The following is a 22,643-nucleotide window of genomic DNA, read 5'->3' on the forward strand; positions in this document are numbered from 1 at the left end:
ACTCGTTTCCACTCACAAAGATAGTCGCGGTCTTGCTTTTCATAGAGGAAATATACAAGATAAATTTCAGACTATCACACAAAGGACTAAATATGTATCCCATATTGATGCTTCACTTCTGCCATCACAAATGTACTTTCCAGTGATCCCAAACTATCAATTGTCCCCAACACATTCAGAATAAACTCCTGATAGTATTTCATGTTGGGAGCATGAATCTTCAACAGGTAATCATAACTTCCTGATATGTTATAACATTCGGTTACTTCAGGAATATCCTGTATGATCCGTGTAAACTCTGCCGCTATATCCCTATTCAGACGTCTAAGCTTCACACTGCAGAACACGACAAATCCCTGATTCAGTTTTTCCGCATCCAATACGGCAATATACTTTTTTATATAGCCTCCATTCTCCAACCGTTTAAGACGTTCAAAAACAGGAGTTGAAGAAAGACTCACCCGCGCGGCCAACTCTTTCGTTGTCAATCGGGCATTCTCTTGCAAAGTACGGAGTATTTGCAAATCTACTTTATCCAACTTATCAAAAGTATCCATAAGAAAAATATTCTTCTAAAAGGTGATTTTCAGGAACAACGCAGTTACATTATTCCATATAAAGGCACAAAAATAGCATTATTTTCTATATTTCATCTATATCTTGTTCGATATATCTACATCTCATAACTTTGCAAGAAAATAAAGAAAGAATATAAACTTAAAAAACATACGATTATGGCAACAAAGAAATTACACTTCGAGACTTTACAGATTCATGTAGGACAAGAACAAGCAGACCCGGCAACAGATGCCCGCGCAGTACCTATTTACCAGACCACCTCTTATGTATTTCACAACTCCGCCCATGCAGCCGCACGCTTCGGCCTGCAGGACCCGGGAAACATCTACGGCCGTCTGACCAACTCCACTCAAGGAGTCTTTGAACAACGCGTAGCCGCTCTTGAAGGAGGAGTAGCAGGGCTGGCAGTCGCTTCGGGTGCCGCTGCCATCACTTATGCTTTTGAGAATATCACTCGTGCAGGCGATCATATTGTAGCAGCCAAAACCATTTACGGAGGAAGTTATAACCTACTGGCACATACCTTGCCCAGCTATGGTATCACAACAACATTCGTTGACCCAAGCGATTTGTCGAACTTTGAAAAGGCTATTCAGGAAAATACAAAAGCCGTATTTATCGAAACCCTGGGAAATCCGAATTCAAATATCATTGATATAGAAGCAGTGGCAGAAATAGCCCATCGCCACAAAATACCTTTGATTATTGATAACACATTCGGAACTCCGTATTTAATCCGCCCCATCGAACACGGAGCAGATATCGTAGTACATTCCGCAACAAAGTTCATTGGCGGACACGGTTCCTCATTGGGAGGAGTCATTGTAGATTCAGGCAAATTCGACTGGGTAGCTTCCGGCAAATTCCCACAACTGACCGAACCCGATCCATGCTATCATGGCGTACGCTTCGTCGATGCAGCCGGTCCGGCTGCCTATGCAATCCGCATCCGTGCCATTTTGCTGCGCGACACAGGAGCTACCATCAGCCCATTCAACGCTTTTATCCTGCTGCAAGGCCTGGAAACTCTTTCCTTACGTGTAGAGCGTCATGTAGAAAATGCATTGAAGGTAGTGAATTTCTTAAACAATCATCCAAAAGTGAAGAAAGTGAATCACCCGTCATTATCCAACCATCCCGACCATGCACTGTATCAACGTTATTTCCCGAACGGTGCCGGTTCTATCTTTACTTTCGAGGTAAAAGGCGGACAAGAAGAGGCACACCGTTTCATCGACAGTCTGGAGATTTTCTCCCTGCTAGCCAATGTGGCTGACGTGAAATCATTGGTGATCCACCCGGCGAGCACTACCCATTCGCAGCTCAATGCACAGGAGCTAGCCGAACAGGAAATTTATCCGGGCACCGTACGTCTATCCATTGGAACAGAACATATCGATGACCTAATTGCTGATTTGGATCAGGCACTTGCCAAAATCTAACATTCAATCATTGAACTTTCCATGACTGCAAGATGTTATACCTATATAACATTAAAAACATTGCAGTCATGGAAAAATATTTAATACACAGCAACGAACTGCATCTGATAGACGCAGAGAAAATCCATCAAGCTGTAGAAAAGATGGTGGAATCACTCGATTTAGCCGCTGGCTCAACTACGAACTTCGATCTCTATCAGGTTGTGGAAAACTACTTTAAAGATCTTGAGAAAAGAAGGAAAATCAATCATGTACTGGGGATCAAAGAAGATAGATATGAACTAGCCGAAGATTTCGGCATTAAATAAAAGAAAGAAATTTATTCAATCACACCAGACAAGTTTATCCAAAAACGAGGGAGTTACACTCAATGTGAAACTCCCTCGTTTTTTTGGAATAATCAGCGTATAATGATTAATTTCCCTGATGTACTGTAAGTTGCGGGAAAGGGAAGTTGATACCTTTTTCATTGAAGGTTTCATAAATCGCTTTATTTATATCGAAATAAACACCCCAGTAATCTCCGCTATTTACCCATACACGTGCCACTACATTCACACTGCTGGCGTCCAGCGCATGAAGAGCCACAAAGGGAGCAGGTTCTTTCAGGATACGTTGATCAGCAGCAAGAATATCATAAACGATTTTCTGCACTTTCTCATAATCTTCTCCATAATCTACCCCAACAATCCATTCCACGCGACGAGTCACCTGATTACTATAGTTAGTTACCACTCCACTACTCATTGCACCATTCGGCACGTAAATCACTTTATTATCTGCAGTAGTCAAAATAGTATGAAAAATCTGTATTTCTTTCACTGTACCAGAAACTCCCTGACTTTCTATCCAATCTCCCACTTTATATGGCTTAAACAACAATACAATCAAACCTCCCGCAAAATTCTGTAAATTACCGGATAAAGCCATACCGACAGCAACACCGGCAGAAGCCAACAAAGCAGCAAACGAAGTTGTTTCAACTCCAAGAGCACCTACTACAGAAATGATTAACAGTACAGTCAACGTAATATTCACCAAGCTTTTTACAAAAGTCTTGATACTTATATCTACTTTTCTTTTATCCATCAAACGCCCGACAAACTTATTAAGCATAGAGATAAGGAAACGTCCGACGATAAAGACAATGACCGCAATCAGTATACGTTCTCCGGCACGAATACCAAAGTCTATCAGTTGTTGAGTAATCAACGAGAGTTTGTCCAATCCGTCAGCATTGGCAATCGCTTCTTTCATTAATTCATCTGCGGCCACTTGCACAGAATCCGCAGCTTGTGTTGCTTGTAATAATAGTAGCATAATTAAAATGTATATTAAATGAGTAAACAGTTATATTGCTATTTTAACAAAATACAAAGTTATATTGTTTTTAGTGAATCTAAAAGTTTTTTTTGCTTTCCTCCTGCAAAAGCAGTATTTTTGTAACCGATTCACTGGTAGGGGTGCCTTAACATGACGGGCTGAGAACATACCCATAGAATCTGATCCGGGTAATGCCGGCGTAGAGAACTAATTAGTAAGCAAGATGAAAAAAATTGTATGGATGGCCATCGCCTTATCGGGCGTAGGCATCACTGTTCATGCACAGACGAGTGTAAAGGATAGTATGAGAGTAGTAAACCTGCAAGAAGTGCAGGTAGTATCCACGCGTGCCACCGCCAAAACTCCCGTGGCATTCACCAATATAGGCAAAGCGGAATTGAAGAAGGTTAACTTCGGACAGGACATCCCTTATCTGTTAAGCATGACTCCTTCTACGCTGACTACATCGGATGCAGGAGCAGGTATCGGCTACACGACTCTTCGCGTGCGCGGAACCGACGGTACACGTATCAACATCACGGTAAACGGCATACCGATGAACGATGCTGAAAGCCATAATCTGTTCTGGGTAAATATGCCCGACTTTTCTTCCTCCGTAAAAGATATGCAAGTGCAACGAGGCGCAGGTACGTCTACCAATGGGGCAGGTGCCTTCGGAGCCAGCGTTAATATGCAGACTGAAGGTGCATCCATGAAGCCGTATGCCGAATTCAACGGTTCATACGGTTCATTCAACACGCACAAAGAAACGGTAAAAGTGGGAACCGGTTTGCTCAATAATCATTGGACGTTTGACGCCCGCCTTTCCAATATCGGTACAGACGGATACATAGACCGCGCTTCGGTAGACCTGAATTCTTACTACCTGCAAGGAGGCTACTTTGCAGAAAACACTTCTGTGAAGCTGATTGCATTTGCCGGGAAAGAAAAGACATATCACGCCTGGGGATACGCAACCAAAAAGGAAATGGAGGACTTCGGCAGACGCTACAACCCCTGTGGCGAGATGTACACCGATGCCAACGGCAACAAGCATTTTTATGACGACCAAACGGATAATTATCTGCAAAAGAATTATCAACTTCTCTTCAATCATACTTTCTCAACAGCCTGGAATCTGAATGTTGCCTTGCATTATACCAAAGGCGACGGCTATTACGAAGAGTACAAAGACGGAAGATCCCTTATAGAATATGGCCTGAAACCATTCACAATTGATGGAACCGAAATAACCAAAAGTGATTTAGTCCGTCAGAAGAAGATGGACAACAAATTCGGTGGCGGCGTTTTTTCTCTCAATTATACGGTCAACAGGCTGAATGCGTCTCTAGGAGGTGGTTTGAATCAATACCGGGGCAATAACTTCGGAAGAGTTCCCTGGGTGAAGAATTATGTGGGCACTCTATCTCCCGACCATGAATATTACCGCAATAAATCCCAAAAGACCGATGGCAATATTTATCTGAAAGCAAACTACGATCTTACTAGAGGATTAAGCGCGTATGCCGATCTTCAGTATCGACACATCGACTATACCATCGACGGCAACAATGATAAATATGACTGGAGCAAGAATGCCCTGCGTCCACTGGCAGTAGACAAGAAGTTTGATTTCTTTAACCCGAAAGTCGGATTAAACTGGAACATCACGTCCAACCATCGCGTTTATGCCTCTTTCTCGGTTGCTCAAAAGGAACCGACCAGAAACAATTATACGGATGGCGATCCGGATTCGTATCCCAAAGCAGAAAAATTACTCGACTATGAAGCGGGATATACTTTCGCCAACCAATGGCTGACAGCAGGTGCAAACTTCTACTACATGGATTATACCGACCAACTGGTTCTGACCGGAGCTTTAAATGACATCGGTGAAGCACTGACCGAAAACGTGCCGGACAGTTATCGTATGGGAGTCGAGCTAATACTGGGAATCAAACCGTGTAAATGGTTTCAATGGGATATAAACGCTACATGGAGCAAAAACCGCATCCAGGATTTTGTAGAAAGCCTGCCGGGCTACCATTATAATGAAGACGGCAGTTCTACTTCCCTCCCGACTGTTCAGATCAAGCATAAAGACACTCACATCGCTTTCTCACCCGACTTTCTATTTAATAACCGCTTCTCATTCATTTATAAGGGATTTGAAGCAGCTCTGCAATCGCAGTTCGTAAGCAAACAGTATATGACAAATGCGGAAGTAGAAGAATTGACTCTTGATAAATATTTTGTCAGTAACCTCAATCTGGCATACTCTTTCCGTCCCAAGAAAGTGTTGAAAGAAGTCACGGTAGGGTTCACTGTGTACAATCTGTTTAATGAAAAATATGAGAACAACGGCTGGGCATCGAGCGACTACACCGATACGGTGGAGAATCGGGGAAACTATGCCGGATATGCAGCGCAGGCAGGAACAAACGTTATGGGACATGTTTCTTTCCGCTTTTAATACCACAGGGCTATGGAATTGAATTTTCTGGAAATATTCGGTACGATTGTCGGGCTAGTCTACCTTTGGTTGGAGTACCGGGCAAGTATCTACCTTTGGATAGCAGGTATCGTGATGCCTGCCATCTATATCTTCGTATATTACAAAGCAGGACTGTATGCCGATTTCGGTATCAATATCTACTATCTGATAGCCGCCATCTACGGTTGGTTCTTTTGGATGTGGGGACACAGAAAGAAGAAAGGTCAACAGTCGGCAGATGCTTCAACCGGTGACAAACCCAAAGATCTTCCTATCGTGCATACTCCATGGAAATGTTACTTACCTCTTTTTCTGGTATTTATTGTTGCATTCATCGGCATTGCGTGGATACTAATCGAATATACGGACAGCAACGTGCCCTGGCTGGATAGTTTTACCACGGCATTGAGCATTGTCGGCATGTGGATGCTGGCGCGTAAATATGTCGAGCAATGGTTTGCCTGGATTCTTGTGGATATTGTCTGCTGCGGACTTTATATCTATAAAGACCTTTATTTTACTTCTGCTTTATACGGACTTTACTCCATTATAGCTATCTTTGGCTACTTTAAATGGAAAAAATTAATGAGCATACAATGATAAACGAACACTATACTCCCGAAGCCGTGGTACTTGCCAACGGTGAATATCCTACGCATACGCTTCCCCTGAAAATGCTGGAAGAAGCTAAATTCGTGATTTGCTGCGACGGAGCAGCAAACGAATACATCTTACGCGGACATACTCCCGATATTATTATTGGCGACGGAGACTCTCTTTCGCCGGAAAACAAAACACATTTCTCGGACATTATTCACCATATAGCCGATCAGGAAACAAACGACCAAACCAAGGCTGTCCATTTTCTACAAGAAAAAGGCTACCGGAAAATAGCCATCGTCGGTGCTACCGGAAAACGGGAAGACCACACATTAGGAAATATCAGTTTATTGCTGGACTATATGAAAAGCGGTATGGAAGTACGAACTGTTACGGATTACGGGGTATTTATTCCCGCAAATGGCACGCAGACTTTCGTTTCCCACGCCGGGCAACAAGTATCCATTATCAATTTCGGAGCGAAAGGATTGAAAGGGGAAGGATTGGTTTATCCGCTTAGCGACTTTACGAATTGGTGGCAAGGAACTCTTAATGAAGCTACAAGCAATCGTTTTACCATTCAATGCACGGGAGAGTATTTAGTGTTTCTAGCTTCTATGTAAACCGATATTAATTCTCAAACATTCTCATCACTATGAGAAAAAATTCTCACTGCGATGAGAAAAAATACTCATAGTAATGAGAACTTTTTCTCATTGCGGTGAGAATCTTTCTTTCATTTCAATAGACTGACAACGCTTCATAGACCACTGTGTTACAGTCTATTAAGACTGACTATAATGAAAGTAAATAGCTCTTGAAATCTACAAATTCTTTCGTCATTTGCAGACTTTTCTTTTCGCCTTTCATAAATTCCTGCAATTTGGCAGGTATCTCTACTGATTCACCGATAATGCTTTCCACTGTTTCAAGGAACTTGGCCGGATGAGCCGTTTCAAGAAATACACCCGTTTCGCCTTCTTTCAAGCCTTCTACCAATGCACGGTATCCACAAGCTCCGTGAGGATCGAGGAGATAATGATGTTCTTTCCAAGTTTCTTTCACCATTTCACGGATCTGTTCATCGGTATAAGTTGTTCCTGAAATTTCGGCAGAGATAGCAGCGTGCGAACCATTATACAAATCAAGTACACGGGCAAAGTTGCTAGGATCTCCCACGTCCATAGCGTTAGCAATTGTTGCAATAGACGGACGGGGATTGTATTTACCTGTTTGCAGATATTGATAGAAAATATCGTTGCGGTTGTTGGCAGCAATGAAACGCTTCACAGGCAATCCCATTTTCTTTCCGAATAATCCTGCGGTGATATTTCCGAAGTTTCCGCTAGGTACGCAGATGACGGCGTTATCTGCTTTTCCGGCACGCTTCAGTTGAGCATATGCATAGAAATAATAAAATGCTTGCGGCAGGAAACGGGCTACATTGATGGAATTGGCAGAAGTCAATGATAGATGTTCATTCAGTTCCTTATCCATGAAAGCAGCTTTTACCAATGCCTGGCAATCATCAAACGTTCCGTCCACTTCGAGCGCAGTGATGTTCTGTCCCAGTGTAGTGAATTGCTTTTCCTGTATTTCGCTGACTTTTCCTTTCGGATAGAGCACATATACATGAATACCGTCCACACCCAGAAAACCGTTAGCCACAGCACTTCCCGTATCACCGGAAGTGGCTACCAGTACATTTACATTCTTTTGTCCTTCCTTCTTAATGAAGTATCCCAGCAGACGCGCCATGAAACGACCGCCTACATCTTTGAAGGCTAGTGTCGGTCCGTGGAAAAGTTCGAGCGAGTAGATGTTATCCGCTACTTTCACCAAAGGTACATCAAAACTTAAGGTATCATATACAATCTGTTTCAGGGTGTCGGCAGGAATATCCTCACCGAAGAAAGCATCGGCTACACGATAAGCTATTTCCTGAAAAGACAACGTATCAATTGTATCGTAAAACTCTTGTGGAAGAGGCTTGATAGACATAGGCATAAACAACCCTTTATCGGCTGCAAGACCTTTTACAACTGCTTCCTGTAAAGAAGCCACCGGCGCTTGTTTATTCGTACTATAATATTTCATGGAATGATATTTTTAGTGCTCACCACAGATTATACAGATTTACACAGATATTTTCTCTATTATTACATAATACAAAAGTCTCTTATCACTTTAAATCTGTGCGAATCTGTGTAATCTGTGGTGAACATTATTTCATAAATTCTTTAATAAACTCGTCTTCTTTCAACACACCATAACTACCATTGCAGGCAGATACTTCGTCGTAAGTTTGCACCTCGTCCGGCTCAATTCCCGGATACCAGATAAGGAACGGGATAGGATCGGAAGTGTGCGTACGAAGTTCGCAGGGAGTAGGATGGTCAGGCAATACGGCTATTGCTACCGGTTCATCCCAATCTTTCACTGCTTCGTAGATAGGTCCTACGGCACGTTTATCCAGATTCTCGATAGTGAGAAGTTTCAAGTCGATGTCTCCTTCGTGTCCGGCCTCATCGCTGGCTTCGATATGAAGATAGACAAAGTCATCGGTTTTCAAGGCTTCCAATGCAGCAGCCACTTTATTTTCATAATTCGTATTATACAGGCCGGTTGCCCCTTCTACCACAATACGACGTAATCCGGCATAATAACCGATTCCATTTATCAGATCGACAGCCGAAATCACCGCACCTTTTTTCACTTGCGGGAAAGTTTCGGAAAAAGTAGTCATCTGCGGACGATAACCGGGGCTCCAGGGCCAAATACTATTGGCGGGGTCTTTGCCTTCAGCTATACGTTTCAGGTTCAACGGATGATTCTTCAACAGTTCCTGTGATTTTAGAATCAGGTCGTTAATCAGGTCTGCCGTTTCTTGTGCTTCCGGGGTCAATGGTTTCACCATCAATGGGCGGAAAGGTTTCAAAGGAACATCGTGCGGAGGAGTACAGTCCAATTCTTTATTTCCTCCCTTGATAACCAACAGATGACGGTACTGGACTCCTGTGTGGAACCGTACGCGGTCATTGCCTAGTTTCTCTTGCAGGTATTGAATCAATACATCCGCTTCTTCTGTAGATATGTGTCCGGAGGAGTGATTCTTCAGAATTTCTCCTTCCACACAAATCAAGTTACAACGCATTGCCATCTCGCCCGGTTTCAGATCCACGCCGATACTGGCAGCTTCCAGCGGTCCACGACCTTCGTACACTTTCGGAAGATTATATCCCAACACAGACATGTTGGCTACTTCACTACCCGGATGAAAACCTTCCGCCACAGTAATCAGGCGGCCGTTACGTCCCATTCGGGCTAACTGATCCATATATGGCGTCTTTGCATATTGCAGGAGCGTCTTGTCCCCTAATGACTTCACTGGCCAGTCGGCCATTCCGTCTCCCAATATAATGATATGCTTCATTTCTTTTGAAAATTAAGAATGAAGAATGATGAATGAAGAATTGGCTGCACCATTACGCTGCATAGTAATTCTTCATTCTTCATTTTTAGTTCTTCATTTAATTAAACGTTTGCGATGCTCATGATGTCGGCAAATACTCCGGCAGCCGTTACTCCGGCGCCGGCGCCGTATCCCTGAATCATCATCGGATATTCTTTATAGCGTTCTGTAGTAAGCAGGATAATGTTGTTGCTGCCTTCCAAGCCGTAGAACGGGTGGTTGGCGCCTACTTCCTGTAAGCCGACAGAGGCTTTTCCGTTCTCCAGTTTGGCAACGAAACGCCAGTGTTTATTTTCTTTCTCCAATACTTGGCGGCGGGCTTCAAAGTCTGCATCGAGACTTGGAACACGTTTCCAGAAATCTTCCAGAGAACCTTCGAAGAAGTCATTGGGGACAAAGAGGTTCTTTTCAACATCTTCCTGTTCCAGACGGTATCCGGCTTCACGTGCCAGAATCACCAGTTTACGGATGACGTCTTTTCCACTCAAGTCGATACGCGGGTCCGGTTCGGAGTAGCGTTCTTCCTGTGCCATTTTGATGGTACGGCTGAAAGGAATATCGGCGCTGATCTTATTAAAGATGTAGTTCAGTGTGCCTGAAAGCACTGCTTCAATCTTCAGAATCTTGTCGCCGCTATGAATCAGGTCGTTGATCGTATTAATAATCGGAAGACCTGCACCTACGTTTGTTTCGAACAGATATTTCACACCACGTTGGCGGGCAATCGTTTTCAGTTCGCGATAGTTTTCGTAAGCGGAAGAAGCAGCAATCTTGTTGGCTGCTACCACAGAGATATTGTGTTGCAAGAAATCTTTGTAAAGCGATGCGATATCGGCGCTGGCCGTACAGTCTACAAAGACGGAATTAAAGATGTTCATTCCGATAATCTCGTCGCGGATGGTTTGCAGACTACTGTCTTTACCCTTTTCCAACAGTTCCTGACGGAAATTAGAAAGGTCGAAACCTTCACGGCTGAACATTGCTTTGGCAGCATCAATGATACCTACCACATGGAGTTTCAATCCGTTTTCCATCATGAGTTTCTGCTGTTGGCAACGAATCTGTTCTACGAGGCTGCCGCCTACTGTACCGACACCGCAGATAAAGAGGTTCAGTACCTGATATTCGGAGAGGAAGAAAGAGTCGTGAATAACGTTCAGGGATTTACGCAGAGATTTGGAATCGACCACAAAAGAGATGTTTGTTTCCGAAGCTCCCTGTGCACAGGCAATTACGTTGATACCGTTGCGTCCCAGCGTACCGAAAAGTTTACCGGCGATACCCGGGGTATGTTTCATATTCTCGCCTACGATAGCAACAGTAGCTAAATCTCTTTCCGCAAGAATCGGAGAAATCTCGCCCATCTCTATTTCTTTCGCAAATTCCTCGTTCAGCACTTCACAAGCCAGGTCGGCATCGGCATTACGCACACCGATAGAAGTACTGTTTTCCGATGAAGCCTGCGACACGAGGAATACGCTGATTCCGTTCTTAGCCAATGCTTTAAAGATGCGGTAGTTTACACCGATCACCCCTACCATACCGAGTCCCTGAACAGTTATCAGGCTGGTGTCGTTGATGGAGGAAATACCTTTGATAGCCTTGCTCTGCGGGTTGGAAACTTCTTGTTTGATAACCGTTCCCACTCCGTCCGGATTGAAGGTATTCTTTATTATAATAGGAATATTCTTGTGACATACGGGATAGATAGTCGGCGGATAAACCACCTTTGCACCGAAGTTACAAAGTTCGGTCGCTTCTACATAACTCAATTCCGTAATGGTATAAGCAGTTGAAATGACACGCGGGTCAGCCGTCATAAACCCGTCTACATCCGTCCAGATTTCCAGACTTGCCGCATCCAGAGCCGCAGCAATAATGGCAGCTGTATAGTCCGATCCACCACGTCCGAGGTTCGTCACATCTCCTGTCGTTTTATCCGAAGAGATGAATCCCGGCACCAGTGACACTTTAGGGATAGACTGGAAAGCCTCTTTCACCAACTTATTAGTCAGGTCGGTATCCAGCGTATGTTTACTATGTTTTCTTTCGGTCTTGATAAAAGTGCGCGAATCGAACCATTTAGCTCCGTCAATCAGTTCGGTAACGATGATGGATGAAAGGCGTTCACCATAGCTGACGATTGTATCCGAAGTCTTCGCGGAAAGGTCTCTAATCAGATAAATTCCCTGAAAGATGTCCTTCAACTCGTTCAGCAATTCGCCAATCTGACGTTGCAACGACACTTGCTTTTCTCCGGCAGGAATCACCTCCTTAATCATCTCCACATGACGGTAAACGATTTCGCGGAACTCGCCCTCGTATGCTGAATCTCCTGCTGCCGCCATCTTTGATGTATTTATCAATTTGTCAGTGATGCCTCCCAATGCGGAAACAACTACAATTACCGGCTCACTTGCCGACTCTACAATTCTCTTTACGCTTAAAATGCTGTTCACGGAACCTACGGACGTCCCGCCGAATTTCATTACTTTCATGAAGATACTTATTTAAATGCAATGCCCTGCAGTTTACTTTTTACAGAACGATTGGTTGTTTACGAATAAAATTGAAATTGAATTTTGCCTGCTTATACAAGCGTGAATCACGTAGATACACAAAAACTATCCATTAACCCCTAAGGGTCATGGTACACATGGATGTGACTGTATGTGGATAGTACTTCATCATAGTCCTTGTTTCTACTCTTGTTTTTGATAAGTGTCGCAAAAGTAATAATAAAAACGTTCAATCTATCACTTTTTTCGGTTTTTTTCTGATAAAAAGAATCTTCCGTCTTCTATTCGTCCTGTCATTCGCCTTTACTTTTATGACATTTTGCTACTTATATATCAAATATATTATTATATTTGCGAAAACAATCGCACAAAATCAGCTTATGAATCCATTAAATACTTCCGTATTGCTAATATACACCGGTGGAACAATTGGCATGATCGAGAATGCCGCGACGGGTGCTCTGGAGAACTTTAACTTCGAGCAACTGCAAAAGTATATCCCCGAACTGCAAAAGTTCAACTTCCCGATTGACACCTATCAGTTTGATCCTCCAATGGATTCGTCGGACATGGAACCGGATATGTGGCGGAAGCTGGTACGCATCATTCATGAAAATTACGACCGCTACCACGGCTTCGTCATCCTGCACGGAACGGATACGATGGCTTACACTGCTTCCGCATTAAGTTTTATGCTCGAAGGGCTCGATAAACCTGTTATCCTCACAGGTTCACAACTTCCCATAGGTGTACTCCGCACGGACGGAAAGGAAAACCTGATGACCAGCATCGAGATTGCCGTCGCACAAAACAAGGAAGGGAGGGCGCTCGTACCGGAAGTGTGCATCTTCTTTGAAAATCATCTGATGCGGGGAAACCGCACGACCAAGATGAATGCGGAAAACTTCAACGCGTTCCGTTCTTTCAATTACCCGGTATTGGCGGAAGCCGGAATCCATATCAAATATAATAATGTGCAGATTCACGTAAATGGTGAAGAGCGGGAATTGAAGCCTCATTATCTGCTAGATACCAATGTTGTGGTACTGAAACTCTTCCCGGGCATCCAGGAAAATGTGATTGCCGCCATTCTGGGGATTGACGGATTGAAGGCTGTCGTGCTCGAAACATACGGTTCGGGAAATGCTCCCCGGAAGGAATGGTTTATACGCCGACTTTGTCAGGCCAGCGAACGTGGCATTGTGATTGTCAACGTGACGCAATGCAGCGCAGGAATGGTAGAGATGGAACGTTATGAAACGGGCTACCAGTTGTTGCAGGCAGGTGTTGTCTCCGGATATGACAGTACGACGGAATCTGCTGTGACGAAATTAATGTTCTTACTGGGACATGAATATACAGCGGACGAGGTGCGCGACCGGATGAACCGTTCGATGGCAGGAGAGATAACTCTGTAAATTCCCTGTTTGTTTTACGCATTGAACAGATTTTATCTGAATTTGTTTTGCGCGTTGAACAAATTATGCCTATTTTTGTATTCCATAGAAAACAAATAAAGATATGGATACACTAATCAGAAGATACAAAAGGTTATTAACAGCTACTTCCACGACCTATATCAGAAGCCTGATGAATACAATCAATTGGGATAACCGTCTGATTGCTATCCGAGGAGCTCGCGGAGTTGGGAAAACAACTTTAATGCTTCAATACTTAAAACTTCATTATGCCAATGATAGCCAAAGTGCCTTATATACAAGTTTAGATAGTCTGTATTTCACACAGCATTCTCTTAGCGAACTCGCCGAACAGTTTTACCTGAAAGGAGGTAAATGCCTGTTCTTGGATGAAGTGCACAAATATCCGTCATGGAGCAAGGAAATTAAAAATATATATGATGAGTTTCCTGAACTGAAAATAGTATTCACCGGGTCATCCTTACTCCAACTGCTGAATGCAGAGGCCGACTTGTCTCGTCGATGCATATCATATAATATGCAAGGGCTATCCTACCGTGAATATCTGAATTTATACCATCAGATTGACATCCGCCCTTACACGCTGGAAGAGATATTGGACAATAGTGATGGAATTTGTAATGAAGTGAATTCCCAATGCCGTCCCCTCGCCTATTTTGAAGACTATTTGAAACATGGATACTATCCTTTTTATTTGGAAGGAAATGCGGAATACTACACACGTATCGAAAATATAGCCAACCTGATACTCGAAATCGAACTTCCCCAGCAATGCGGAGTGGACATCAGTAACGTGCGAAAACTAAAAAGTCTGCTGGGAATCCTCTCCTCCGAAGTGCCTTTTATGGTGGACATCACTAAACTCTCTGCTATGGCAGAACTTTCACGTACTACTATTTTGGCCTATTTACAGTATCTGGACAGAGCTAAATTAATCCACCTTCTTTATTCGGATAATGACTCTATCAAAAAGTTACAAAAACCGGATAAGATTTATATGGAAAATACTAACCTGCTTTATGCATTGACCTTTAAAGATGTAAACAAAGGAACATTGAGAGAGGTGTTCATGGTAAACCAACTCGCCTATCAACATCGTGTGGAATATTGCACGCGTAGTGCAGACTATACGATAGACAGTAAATATACAATAGAAGTTGGCGGAAAAAGCAAAGACGGGAAACAGATAGCTAACACTAAACAGGCATTTATTGCCGCAGATGATATTGAATATTCGGCCGGAAATAAGATTCCACTCTGGGCATTCGGATTTTTATATTAAAGAAAGAGAATATGGCAAAAGAGAAAACCGTATATGTATGCAGTAATTGCGGACAGGATTCACCGAAATGGGTGGGTAAATGTCCGTCGTGTGGAGAATGGAATACGTATGTTGAGGAAATCGTACGGAAAGAACCTACCAACCGCCGTCCGGTGTCGGGCATTGAAACACAGAAACCCAAACCACTGGCACTTAGCGATATTGAAGCGGACGACGAGCCACGCATCAATATGCACGATGATGAATTGAATCGCGTATTGGGTGGCGGACTTGTGCCGGGTTCTCTTGTCCTGATAGGCGGTGAGCCGGGAATCGGTAAATCCACGCTCGTCATGCAGACCGTACTGCACATGCCGGAAAAGAAAATCCTTTATGTGTCCGGTGAAGAAAGTGCACGACAGCTTAAACTCCGTGCCGATCGTCTCTCTGATACTTCCAGCGATTGCCTGATTGTTTGTGAGACTTCGCTCGAACAAATTTATGTGCATATCAAGAATACGAATCCCGATTTAGTGATTATTGACTCTATACAGACTATTTCCACCGAGAGTATCGAATCATCTCCCGGAAGTATTGCGCAAGTCAGAGAGTGTTCGGCATCTATTCTTCGTTTCGCGAAAGAAACGCATACCCCTGTGTTGCTGATCGGTCATATTAATAAAGAAGGAAGTATTGCAGGACCTAAAGTGCTGGAACATATCGTAGATACCGTTCTTCAATTTGAAGGCGACCAGCATTATATGTATCGTATTCTGCGCAGCATCAAGAATCGTTTCGGCAGTACGGCAGAGTTAGGGATTTATGAAATGCGTCAGGATGGGTTGCGCCAGGTGAATAATCCTTCCGAGCTTTTGCTTAGTCAGGACCATGAGGGAATGAGTGGAGTAGCTATTGCTTCCGCTATCGAAGGAATCCGCCCGTTCTTGATCGAGACACAGGCTTTGGTCAGTTCTGCTGTTTATGGAAATCCTCAACGTTCGGCAACCGGTTTCGATTTAAGAAGAATGAATATGCTGCTGGCTGTTCTCGAAAAGCGTGTCGGATTCAAGTTGGCACAGAAAGATGTGTTCCTGAATATTGCCGGAGGACTGAAGGTGAATGACCCGGCTATCGACTTGCCGGTTATCAGTGCCATCCTTTCTTCCAATATGGACGCAGCCATTGAGCCGGAAGTTTGCATGGCGGGAGAAATCGGACTGTCGGGAGAGATACGTCCTGTAAATCGAATAGAGCAACGTATCGGTGAAGCCGAGAAATTGGGTTTTAAACGGTTCTTGTTGCCAAAATATAATTTGCAAGGGATTGACACTAAGAAATTGAAGATCGAGTTAGTTCCGGTGAGAAAGGTAGAAGAAGCATTCAGAGCTCTATTCGGATAGGGCACTGATAAATAGTCACTGATAAATAAATGATCCGCTTTATCAATTTTATAGTCAAAAATAATATCAACAATAACTAAATGATACAAGAATACCAACTCCGCATCCTTCCCGAAATCGCAGCAAACGAACAGAAACTAAAGGAATATCTTTCTAAAGAAAAAGGTTTGAACCTGCGTGACATCACTGCTACCCGGATCTTGAAACGGAGCATCGATGCACGGCAGCGGACTATCTTTGTCAATCTGAAGGTACGAGCTTATATCCGTGAAATGCCTAAGGATGACGAATACGAACATACTATATATAATAAGGTAGAAGGAAAGCCGCAAGTGATTGTCGTGGGCGCAGGTCCCGGCGGACTATTTGCAGCCCTGCGCCTCATCGAACTGGGGTTACGTCCCGTTGTTATCGAACGCGGAAAAGACGTACGCGAGCGGAAAAAAGATTTAGCACAAATCAGCAGGGAACACACAGTTGACCCGGAATCGAATTACAGTTTTGGCGAAGGGGGTGCAGGAGCTTATTCGGATGGAAAACTCTACACCCGGAGCAAAAAGAGAGGGAATATAGATAAGATATTGAATGTATTCTGCCAGCATGGGGCTTCTACGGCGATATTAGTAGATGCGCATCCGCATATCGGGACAGACAAGTTGCCACGTGTCATTGAAAATATGCGGAATACCATCATCGAGTGTGGCGGAGAAGTACATTTCCAAACACGAATGGAGGCACTGATTATCGAGAATGACGAAGTAAAGGGTATCGAAACAAATACAGGAAAGACTTTTCTCGGACCTGTGATACTGGCAACCGGACATTCGGCGAGAGATGTATATCGTTGGCTGGCTGCGAATCATGTGGCGATTGAAGCGAAAGGCATTGCAGTCGGTGTCCGTTTGGAGCATCCGGCAATGTTGATCGATCAGATACAATATCATAACAAGGAGGGACGAGGCAAGTATCTGCCTGCCGCAGAATATAGCTTCGTCACACAGGTTGAAGGCAGAGGAGTGTATAGCTTCTGTATGTGCCCCGGCGGTTTCATTGTTCCTGCTGCCAGCGGACCGGAGCAAGTGGTAGTGAACGGAATGTCTCCTTCTAATCGTGGCTCGCGATGGAGTAATTCGGGCATGGTGGTGGAAGTGCAACCGGAAGATTTAATAAATGGAGAGTGGAGAGTGGAGAATGAAGAGTTAGCTGCGCAACGAAATGAACAGCTGCTGGCTCTTAACCCATCTCTAAATAACTCTCAACTCTCAACTCTCAACTCTCAACTTCTTCCCCTTTACTTTCAGGAAGAACAGGAACGCCAATGCTGGTTACAAGGAGGCAGAAGGCAGACAGCACCGGCACAGCGTATGCAGGACTTCACCCGCAAAAAATTGAGTTACGACTTACCCGAATCTTCTTACAGCCCGGGATTGATTTCTTCTCCGCTTCATTTCTGGATGCCGGAGTTTATCAGCAAAAGATTATCTCTCGGTTTCCAGCAATTCGGACGTTACAGTCATGGCTTCCTCACTAATGAAGCGGTGATGATCGGCGTAGAGACACGTACTTCTTCGCCTGTCCGCATCGTACGCGATAAAGAGACATTGCAACATACAACCGTTCGCGGATTATTCCCTTGTGGAGAAGGTGCAGGCTATGCCGGAGGGATTGTTTCTGCCGGAGTGGATGGAGAACGGTGTGCGGAAGCCGTAGCCAATTATTTCAATCGTTAACTAAAACTACATGAAAATGAATCATCAACCCGAAATAGCCATTGTAGAAGCAAACACCCTGACCAGTCTCGGCCTGAAAGGAATCCTGGAGGAAATGATTCCTATGGCAACCATACGTACCTTCCATCAATTCAGTGAACTGATGGACGATACGCCGGATATGTATGCCCATTATTTCATTTCCGCACAGATTTATGTGGAGCACAATGCTTTCTTTCTCCCCCGGAAACGAAAAACAATTGTATTGGCAAGCGACAGTCCGCAATTCCAACTGTCCGGCGTGCCTGTACTCAACATCCATGAATCCGAGGAAGAGTTGGTGAAAAACATATTGAAACTCCACCAACACGCCCACCACAACGGTTATCCGGTGAAAGACATGCCATCCATGCCTCCGACGCAGCCTCATCAGGAAATTCTATCTTCCCGTGAAATAGAAGTGCTCGTACTGATAACCAAAGGATTAATCAACAAAGAAATAGCAGATAAACTGAATATCAGCCTGACCACCGTTATCACTCACCGGAAAAATATCACAGAGAAATTAGGTATCAAGTCCGTCTCCGGACTGACTATTTATGCGGTAATGAACGGGTATATAGAAGCGGATCGAATCTGATTCACCACAGAGGATACAGAGGATAAAAAGGATAAAGAAGGTAAAGAGAAAAACTTTCCACACTTTTTCCCAAAAACACTCAAACAGTCTGTATCAGAGAATGAGTGAAGATGTTACCTTCACTATACCCTCTGTGTCCTCTGCGGTGAAAACTGTGGTGAAACAAATCCTAATAAATGAGGATTGACCATTGTCTATATTTGCCGTTACTTTGCAGCAGATAAATGAACAGCAGATGAAGAGAAAGAATTTTATGATTGCCCTTACGCTCCTGACGACAGGTACAGCATGGGCGGAAGATTTCCCGAAAGACTCACTAAAAATAGTAGACATCGAAGAAGTGGTAGTGATTGCCACTCCGAAAGAGAATCGTAAGTTGCGTGAATTACCGGTGGCAGCCACTGTTTTATCGCAAGATAATATGCGTGCCAATCAGGTGAACTCTGTGAAAAACCTGACAGGCATCGTCCCTAATCTGTTTATCCCCGATTATGGTTCCAAACTGACCACTTCCATTTATATCCGTGGAATCGGCTCACGTATCAACACTCCGTCCGTAGGACTTTACGTAGACAACATCCCTTATATCGACAAATCCGCTTTCGACTTCAACTATGCTGATATCGAACGTATTGATATTCTCCGCGGACCACAAGGCACTCTCTACGGGCGTAACACGATGGGAGGACTTATCAAAGTGCACACAAAATCGCCTTTCACTTATCAAGGTACTGATATCCGCATGGGAGCAGCGACCTACAATAATTATAATGTGTCACTCACCCACTATCACCGGACATCCGACCGCTTCGCTTTTTCTACCGGAGGTTTCTACGAACACACAGGTGGCTTCTTTGAAAATTCGGCAAGAAACAACGAAAAGGTAGACAAGAGCAATGCCGGTGGCGGACGTTTCCGTGGTATTTACCTGCCTAGTTCGAACCTGAAAATAGATATGGCCCTTAGCTATGAATATAGCGATCAGGGCGGATATCCGTATTACTATACCGGGATTACCCCCAGTGCGATAGCTAAAGCGAAAGAAAATGGTAAAGAAATGACAGAAGACCGGGCAGATTATATCGGTAAGATTTCATATAACGACCGCAGCAGTTACCGCCGTGGATTGCTCAACTCCGGTGTTAACATCGAATATCAAGCCAACAACTTTATATTAAGTGCCGTGACAGGTTATCAGAACCTGAACGACCGCATGTTTCTCGATCAGGATTTCACAGAAAGAGATATTTTCAATATTGAGCAAAAGCAACGTGCAAACACCATTTCCGAAGAGATTGTGTTGAAAGCCAAACCCGGAAAAAGATGGCAGTGGGCTACGGGAGCTTTCGGATTCTATCAATGGCTGCATACTACAGGTCCTGTTCTGTTTAAAGAAGAAGGAGTAAAGTCGGTCATTGAAAACAACGCCAATGCAGCTTTTGAAGAAGTATCTGCCAAACCCGGAGCTCCCACCATGGGAATGACTGTGCACAACCCGACCTTAAGCGTAGGAGGAACTTTCGACACCCCGACTCTTAGCGGTGCACTTTATCATCAGTCTACTTTCAACAACTTGTTCATAGAAGGACTGTCCGTTACAGCCGGCCTCCGGCTCGATTACGAGAAAATCAGTATGAAGTATAATTCTCTTAGCACTCCTATCGACTTTGGTTTTGATTTTCACATGGTAAAGGGTCCCATGCAAATCAACCTGTCCGATCAGAATATGAAAGCCCCGGCCTCTTTTGTAGGCAAGCTCTCTACTGATTATGTACAGCTTCTACCCAAATTTGCTATTCAATATGAATGGAAGAATCAAAATAACGTTTATGCCACCGTCACCCGGGGATATCGTTCGGGAGGATATAACATCCAAATGTTCTCTGACTTATCACAAACAGAATTGAAAAATTCGATGATGAATGCCATCAAAGAAAGTCCGACAATAGGGCAAGATGCCACCTGGGGAAAAACCATCATTAATATGATGAACCAAATGGTACCTACAAAAGAGATTGATGTAAAAGCGTCCACCACTTACAAACCCGAATATTCGTGGAACTACGAAGTAGGTAGTCACCTTACTCTATGGGAAGGAAGACTTTGGGCTGACGTCGCAGCATTCTATATGGATACCCGCGACCAACAACTCTCCCAATTTGCAGAAAGTGGTCTGGGACGTATCACGATCAATGCAGGAAAAAGCCGTAGCTATGGTGCAGAAGCAGCCCTTCGTGCCAGTGTGACAAAAGAACTTAGCCTGAATGTCAGTTACGGATATACGTATGCCACCTTTACGGATTATGTAATCACCGAAGAGCAAAAAGACGGCACTTTTAAAGTAACCGCAGATTATAATGGCAAATATGTTCCCTTTGTCCCCAAACATACCTTAAATATCGGAGGAGAATACGCCATCACCTGCAGTCCGCGCTCTATCTTCGACCGGATTGTATTCCAAGCTAATTATAACGCTGCCGGACGTATCTACTGGACTGAACAAAACGATGTCAGCCAATCTTTCTATGGCACACTCAACTGGAGAACGAATCTGGAAATCGGTGACGCAATGATTAGTTTCTGGGCACGCAACTTCTTGAATAAAGAATATGCCGCCTTCTATTTCGAAACAATGAACAAAGGTTTTATGCAAAAAGGACGCCCAATGCAATTTGGAGTAGATCTCCGCTGCCGGTTCTAATCATTTTCACTCATAGAGATATTATTTAGTCATTTTATTGTCAGCTAAAGATTTTATCCATATAAAACAATGATTATCAATCCATTGACACCTGACAATAAGTGCTGACAATAACCCAAAAACAGGCTGACAATAAAAGATTCGGACTTTTATTGTCAGCCTGTCTCTTATAGATTGATGGCATGGAATACGTGATAGAAGAACGTATGCCTCTATGAAGTATGCATTATAAAGTCGTTATACTTAATTAATCCAATAGGCATTGTTCTCTTAACCCTACGCTATCTTTACCTTTCCATGGCTGTGGTAGCTTCTCTTCACGGCCGTGGAGAGATCTCGTCACGGCTGTGAGAAGAAGTCACCACGGCCGTGGGAAGGTAAAGATAGCGGTACCTTCACACAACTATACCGGCATCTTAACGGAACTATACCGGTGTCCTGGCATTACTTTACCTACAGTTTCCTATTGGTTTGCTTATATCTAAGATTATCTTGTCTACATCTAATACACTTCAACTACACTCCACCACGATTAAGCAAGTTTCTCTGTTCCATCAGACACACGCGTCATTTGATAAGCGATACGCTCTGTACCGTTCTTTACATAAATGATACCACAACGTTGAAAGCCATACTTCGTCAATATATGCTGCATGACTTTATTGTCCCGATGAGTATCTACCCGGAGATTGGGCCAACGTTCGAAACACCAGTTCAAGCAGGTTTCCGATACCCCCTTCTGTTTTCCGTTCGTTGCCAGCCGATGAATCACTCCATAAGGTTCATTATTGAGCCATGTTCCTTCATAAATCTGTTGATAAGTAGGGTCGTCTCCCAAGATAAAACAAAAAGTCCCCAAAATTTCTCCCTGTTCATCTATGCAGACAAAGCTATGTCCATCTTCAATTTCCTGACGAATCAATACTTCAGAAGGATAACCGTCAATCCATTGAGTAGTATTTCCGGTTGCACGCATAAAGGCACGGGCATAGTCATAAATCTCCATCACTAAAGGGAGATCTTTTATTTCGGTAGATCTGATTTCCATCATTTGAAAAGTTATT

17 protein-coding genes and 1 riboswitch are annotated in these 22,643 nt (G+C 43.7%); of the genes, 11 read left to right on the forward strand and 6 right to left on the reverse strand.

Annotated elements, in window-relative coordinates; all coding sequences use genetic code 11:
• Positions 1 to 86 precede the first annotated feature (86 nt).
• A complete protein-coding gene (locus KTR06_RS19970) occupies positions 87 to 557 on the reverse strand; it encodes an Lrp/AsnC family transcriptional regulator (RefSeq protein WP_004315247.1) in 471 nt (156 codons plus the stop codon).
• 177 nt (positions 558 to 734) lie between these two features.
• Between KTR06_RS19970 and KTR06_RS19975 the strand changes: the two genes are divergently transcribed.
• Entirely contained in the window at positions 735 to 2,021 is a 1,287-nt protein-coding gene (locus KTR06_RS19975) for an O-acetylhomoserine aminocarboxypropyltransferase/cysteine synthase family protein (protein WP_008640740.1), read from the forward strand.
• Positions 2,022 to 2,089: 68 nt separating this feature from the next.
• Positions 2,090 to 2,329, forward strand: coding sequence for a hypothetical protein (locus KTR06_RS19980; protein ID WP_004306417.1), 240 nt, complete (start codon positions 2,090 to 2,092; stop codon positions 2,327 to 2,329).
• Positions 2,330 to 2,435: 106 nt separating this feature from the next.
• On the opposite strand, the gene KTR06_RS19985 is transcribed toward KTR06_RS19980, so the two are convergent.
• Positions 2,436 to 3,341 carry a mechanosensitive ion channel family protein gene (locus tag KTR06_RS19985; RefSeq protein ID WP_117684874.1) on the reverse strand — a complete coding sequence of 302 codons (906 nt, stop codon included), beginning with the start codon at positions 3,339 to 3,341 and terminating at the stop codon, positions 2,436 to 2,438.
• Positions 3,342 to 3,470: 129 nt separating this feature from the next.
• Positions 3,471 to 3,567, forward strand: a riboswitch (TPP riboswitch).
• Between KTR06_RS19985 and KTR06_RS19990 the strand changes: the two genes are divergently transcribed.
• Genes KTR06_RS19990 through KTR06_RS20000 form a run of 3 tightly spaced genes read left to right on the forward strand, consistent with a single transcriptional unit; the run spans position 3,568 to position 7,061 of the window.
• Entirely contained in the window at positions 3,568 to 5,817 is a 2,250-nt protein-coding gene (locus KTR06_RS19990; RefSeq protein ID WP_120070765.1) for a TonB-dependent receptor, read from the forward strand.
• Between the two features lie 12 nt (positions 5,818 to 5,829).
• Complete coding sequence (gene pnuC / locus KTR06_RS19995; protein WP_120070762.1) at positions 5,830 to 6,438, forward strand: nicotinamide riboside transporter PnuC; 609 nt, start codon at positions 5,830 to 5,832, stop codon at positions 6,436 to 6,438.
• Positions 6,435 to 7,061 carry a thiamine diphosphokinase gene (locus KTR06_RS20000; RefSeq protein ID WP_120070758.1) on the forward strand — a complete coding sequence of 209 codons (627 nt, stop codon included), beginning with the start codon at positions 6,435 to 6,437 and terminating at the stop codon, positions 7,059 to 7,061. Before pnuC ends, KTR06_RS20000 begins: the two co-directional genes overlap by 4 nt.
• 172 nt (positions 7,062 to 7,233) lie before the next feature.
• On the opposite strand, the gene thrC is transcribed toward KTR06_RS20000, so the two are convergent.
• The 3 genes from thrC to thrA form a co-directional block, all read right to left on the reverse strand.
• Positions 7,234 to 8,535 carry a threonine synthase gene (thrC, locus tag KTR06_RS20005; protein ID WP_120070755.1) on the reverse strand — a complete coding sequence of 434 codons (1,302 nt, stop codon included), beginning with the start codon at positions 8,533 to 8,535 and terminating at the stop codon, positions 7,234 to 7,236.
• A gap of 127 nt (positions 8,536 to 8,662) precedes the next feature.
• Entirely contained in the window at positions 8,663 to 9,871 is a 1,209-nt protein-coding gene (locus KTR06_RS20010; RefSeq protein ID WP_004315262.1) for a cofactor-independent phosphoglycerate mutase, read from the reverse strand.
• 101 nt (positions 9,872 to 9,972) lie between these two features.
• Complete coding sequence (thrA, locus tag KTR06_RS20015; protein WP_004315263.1) at positions 9,973 to 12,408, reverse strand: bifunctional aspartate kinase/homoserine dehydrogenase I; 2,436 nt, start codon at positions 12,406 to 12,408, stop codon at positions 9,973 to 9,975.
• Positions 12,409 to 12,809: 401 nt separating this feature from the next.
• Here thrA and KTR06_RS20020 point away from each other — a divergent pair, with 401 nt between their 5' ends.
• The 6 genes from KTR06_RS20020 (at position 12,810) to KTR06_RS20045 (ending at position 21,579) form a co-directional block, all read left to right on the forward strand.
• Entirely contained in the window at positions 12,810 to 13,847 is a 1,038-nt protein-coding gene (locus KTR06_RS20020; protein WP_217290755.1) for an asparaginase, read from the forward strand.
• 103 nt (positions 13,848 to 13,950) lie between these two features.
• Complete coding sequence (locus KTR06_RS20025) at positions 13,951 to 15,150, forward strand: ATP-binding protein (RefSeq protein WP_008999047.1); 1,200 nt, start codon at positions 13,951 to 13,953, stop codon at positions 15,148 to 15,150.
• An 11-nt stretch (positions 15,151 to 15,161) separates the two neighbouring features.
• Positions 15,162 to 16,529 carry a DNA repair protein RadA gene (gene radA, locus KTR06_RS20030; RefSeq protein WP_004315266.1) on the forward strand — a complete coding sequence of 456 codons (1,368 nt, stop codon included), beginning with the start codon at positions 15,162 to 15,164 and terminating at the stop codon, positions 16,527 to 16,529.
• A gap of 80 nt (positions 16,530 to 16,609) precedes the next feature.
• Complete coding sequence (locus tag KTR06_RS20035) at positions 16,610 to 18,259, forward strand: NAD(P)/FAD-dependent oxidoreductase (RefSeq protein WP_087319003.1); 1,650 nt, start codon at positions 16,610 to 16,612, stop codon at positions 18,257 to 18,259.
• Positions 18,260 to 18,275: 16 nt separating this feature from the next.
• Entirely contained in the window at positions 18,276 to 18,878 is a 603-nt protein-coding gene (locus KTR06_RS20040; protein WP_143260005.1) for a response regulator transcription factor, read from the forward strand.
• 235 nt (positions 18,879 to 19,113) lie between these two features.
• Entirely contained in the window at positions 19,114 to 21,579 is a 2,466-nt protein-coding gene (locus tag KTR06_RS20045; RefSeq protein ID WP_217290756.1) for a TonB-dependent receptor, read from the forward strand.
• Between the two features lie 532 nt (positions 21,580 to 22,111).
• On the opposite strand, the gene KTR06_RS20050 is transcribed toward KTR06_RS20045, so the two are convergent.
• Positions 22,112 to 22,630: a GNAT family N-acetyltransferase gene (locus tag KTR06_RS20050; protein ID WP_004314570.1), complete on the reverse strand. Its 519-nt coding sequence runs from the start codon at positions 22,628 to 22,630 to the stop codon at positions 22,112 to 22,114.
• Positions 22,631 to 22,643 lie beyond the last annotated feature (13 nt).

The organism is Bacteroides sp. MSK.20.12, assembly GCF_019052435.1.
GTDB classification, from domain to species: domain Bacteria; phylum Bacteroidota; class Bacteroidia; order Bacteroidales; family Bacteroidaceae; genus Bacteroides; species Bacteroides xylanisolvens.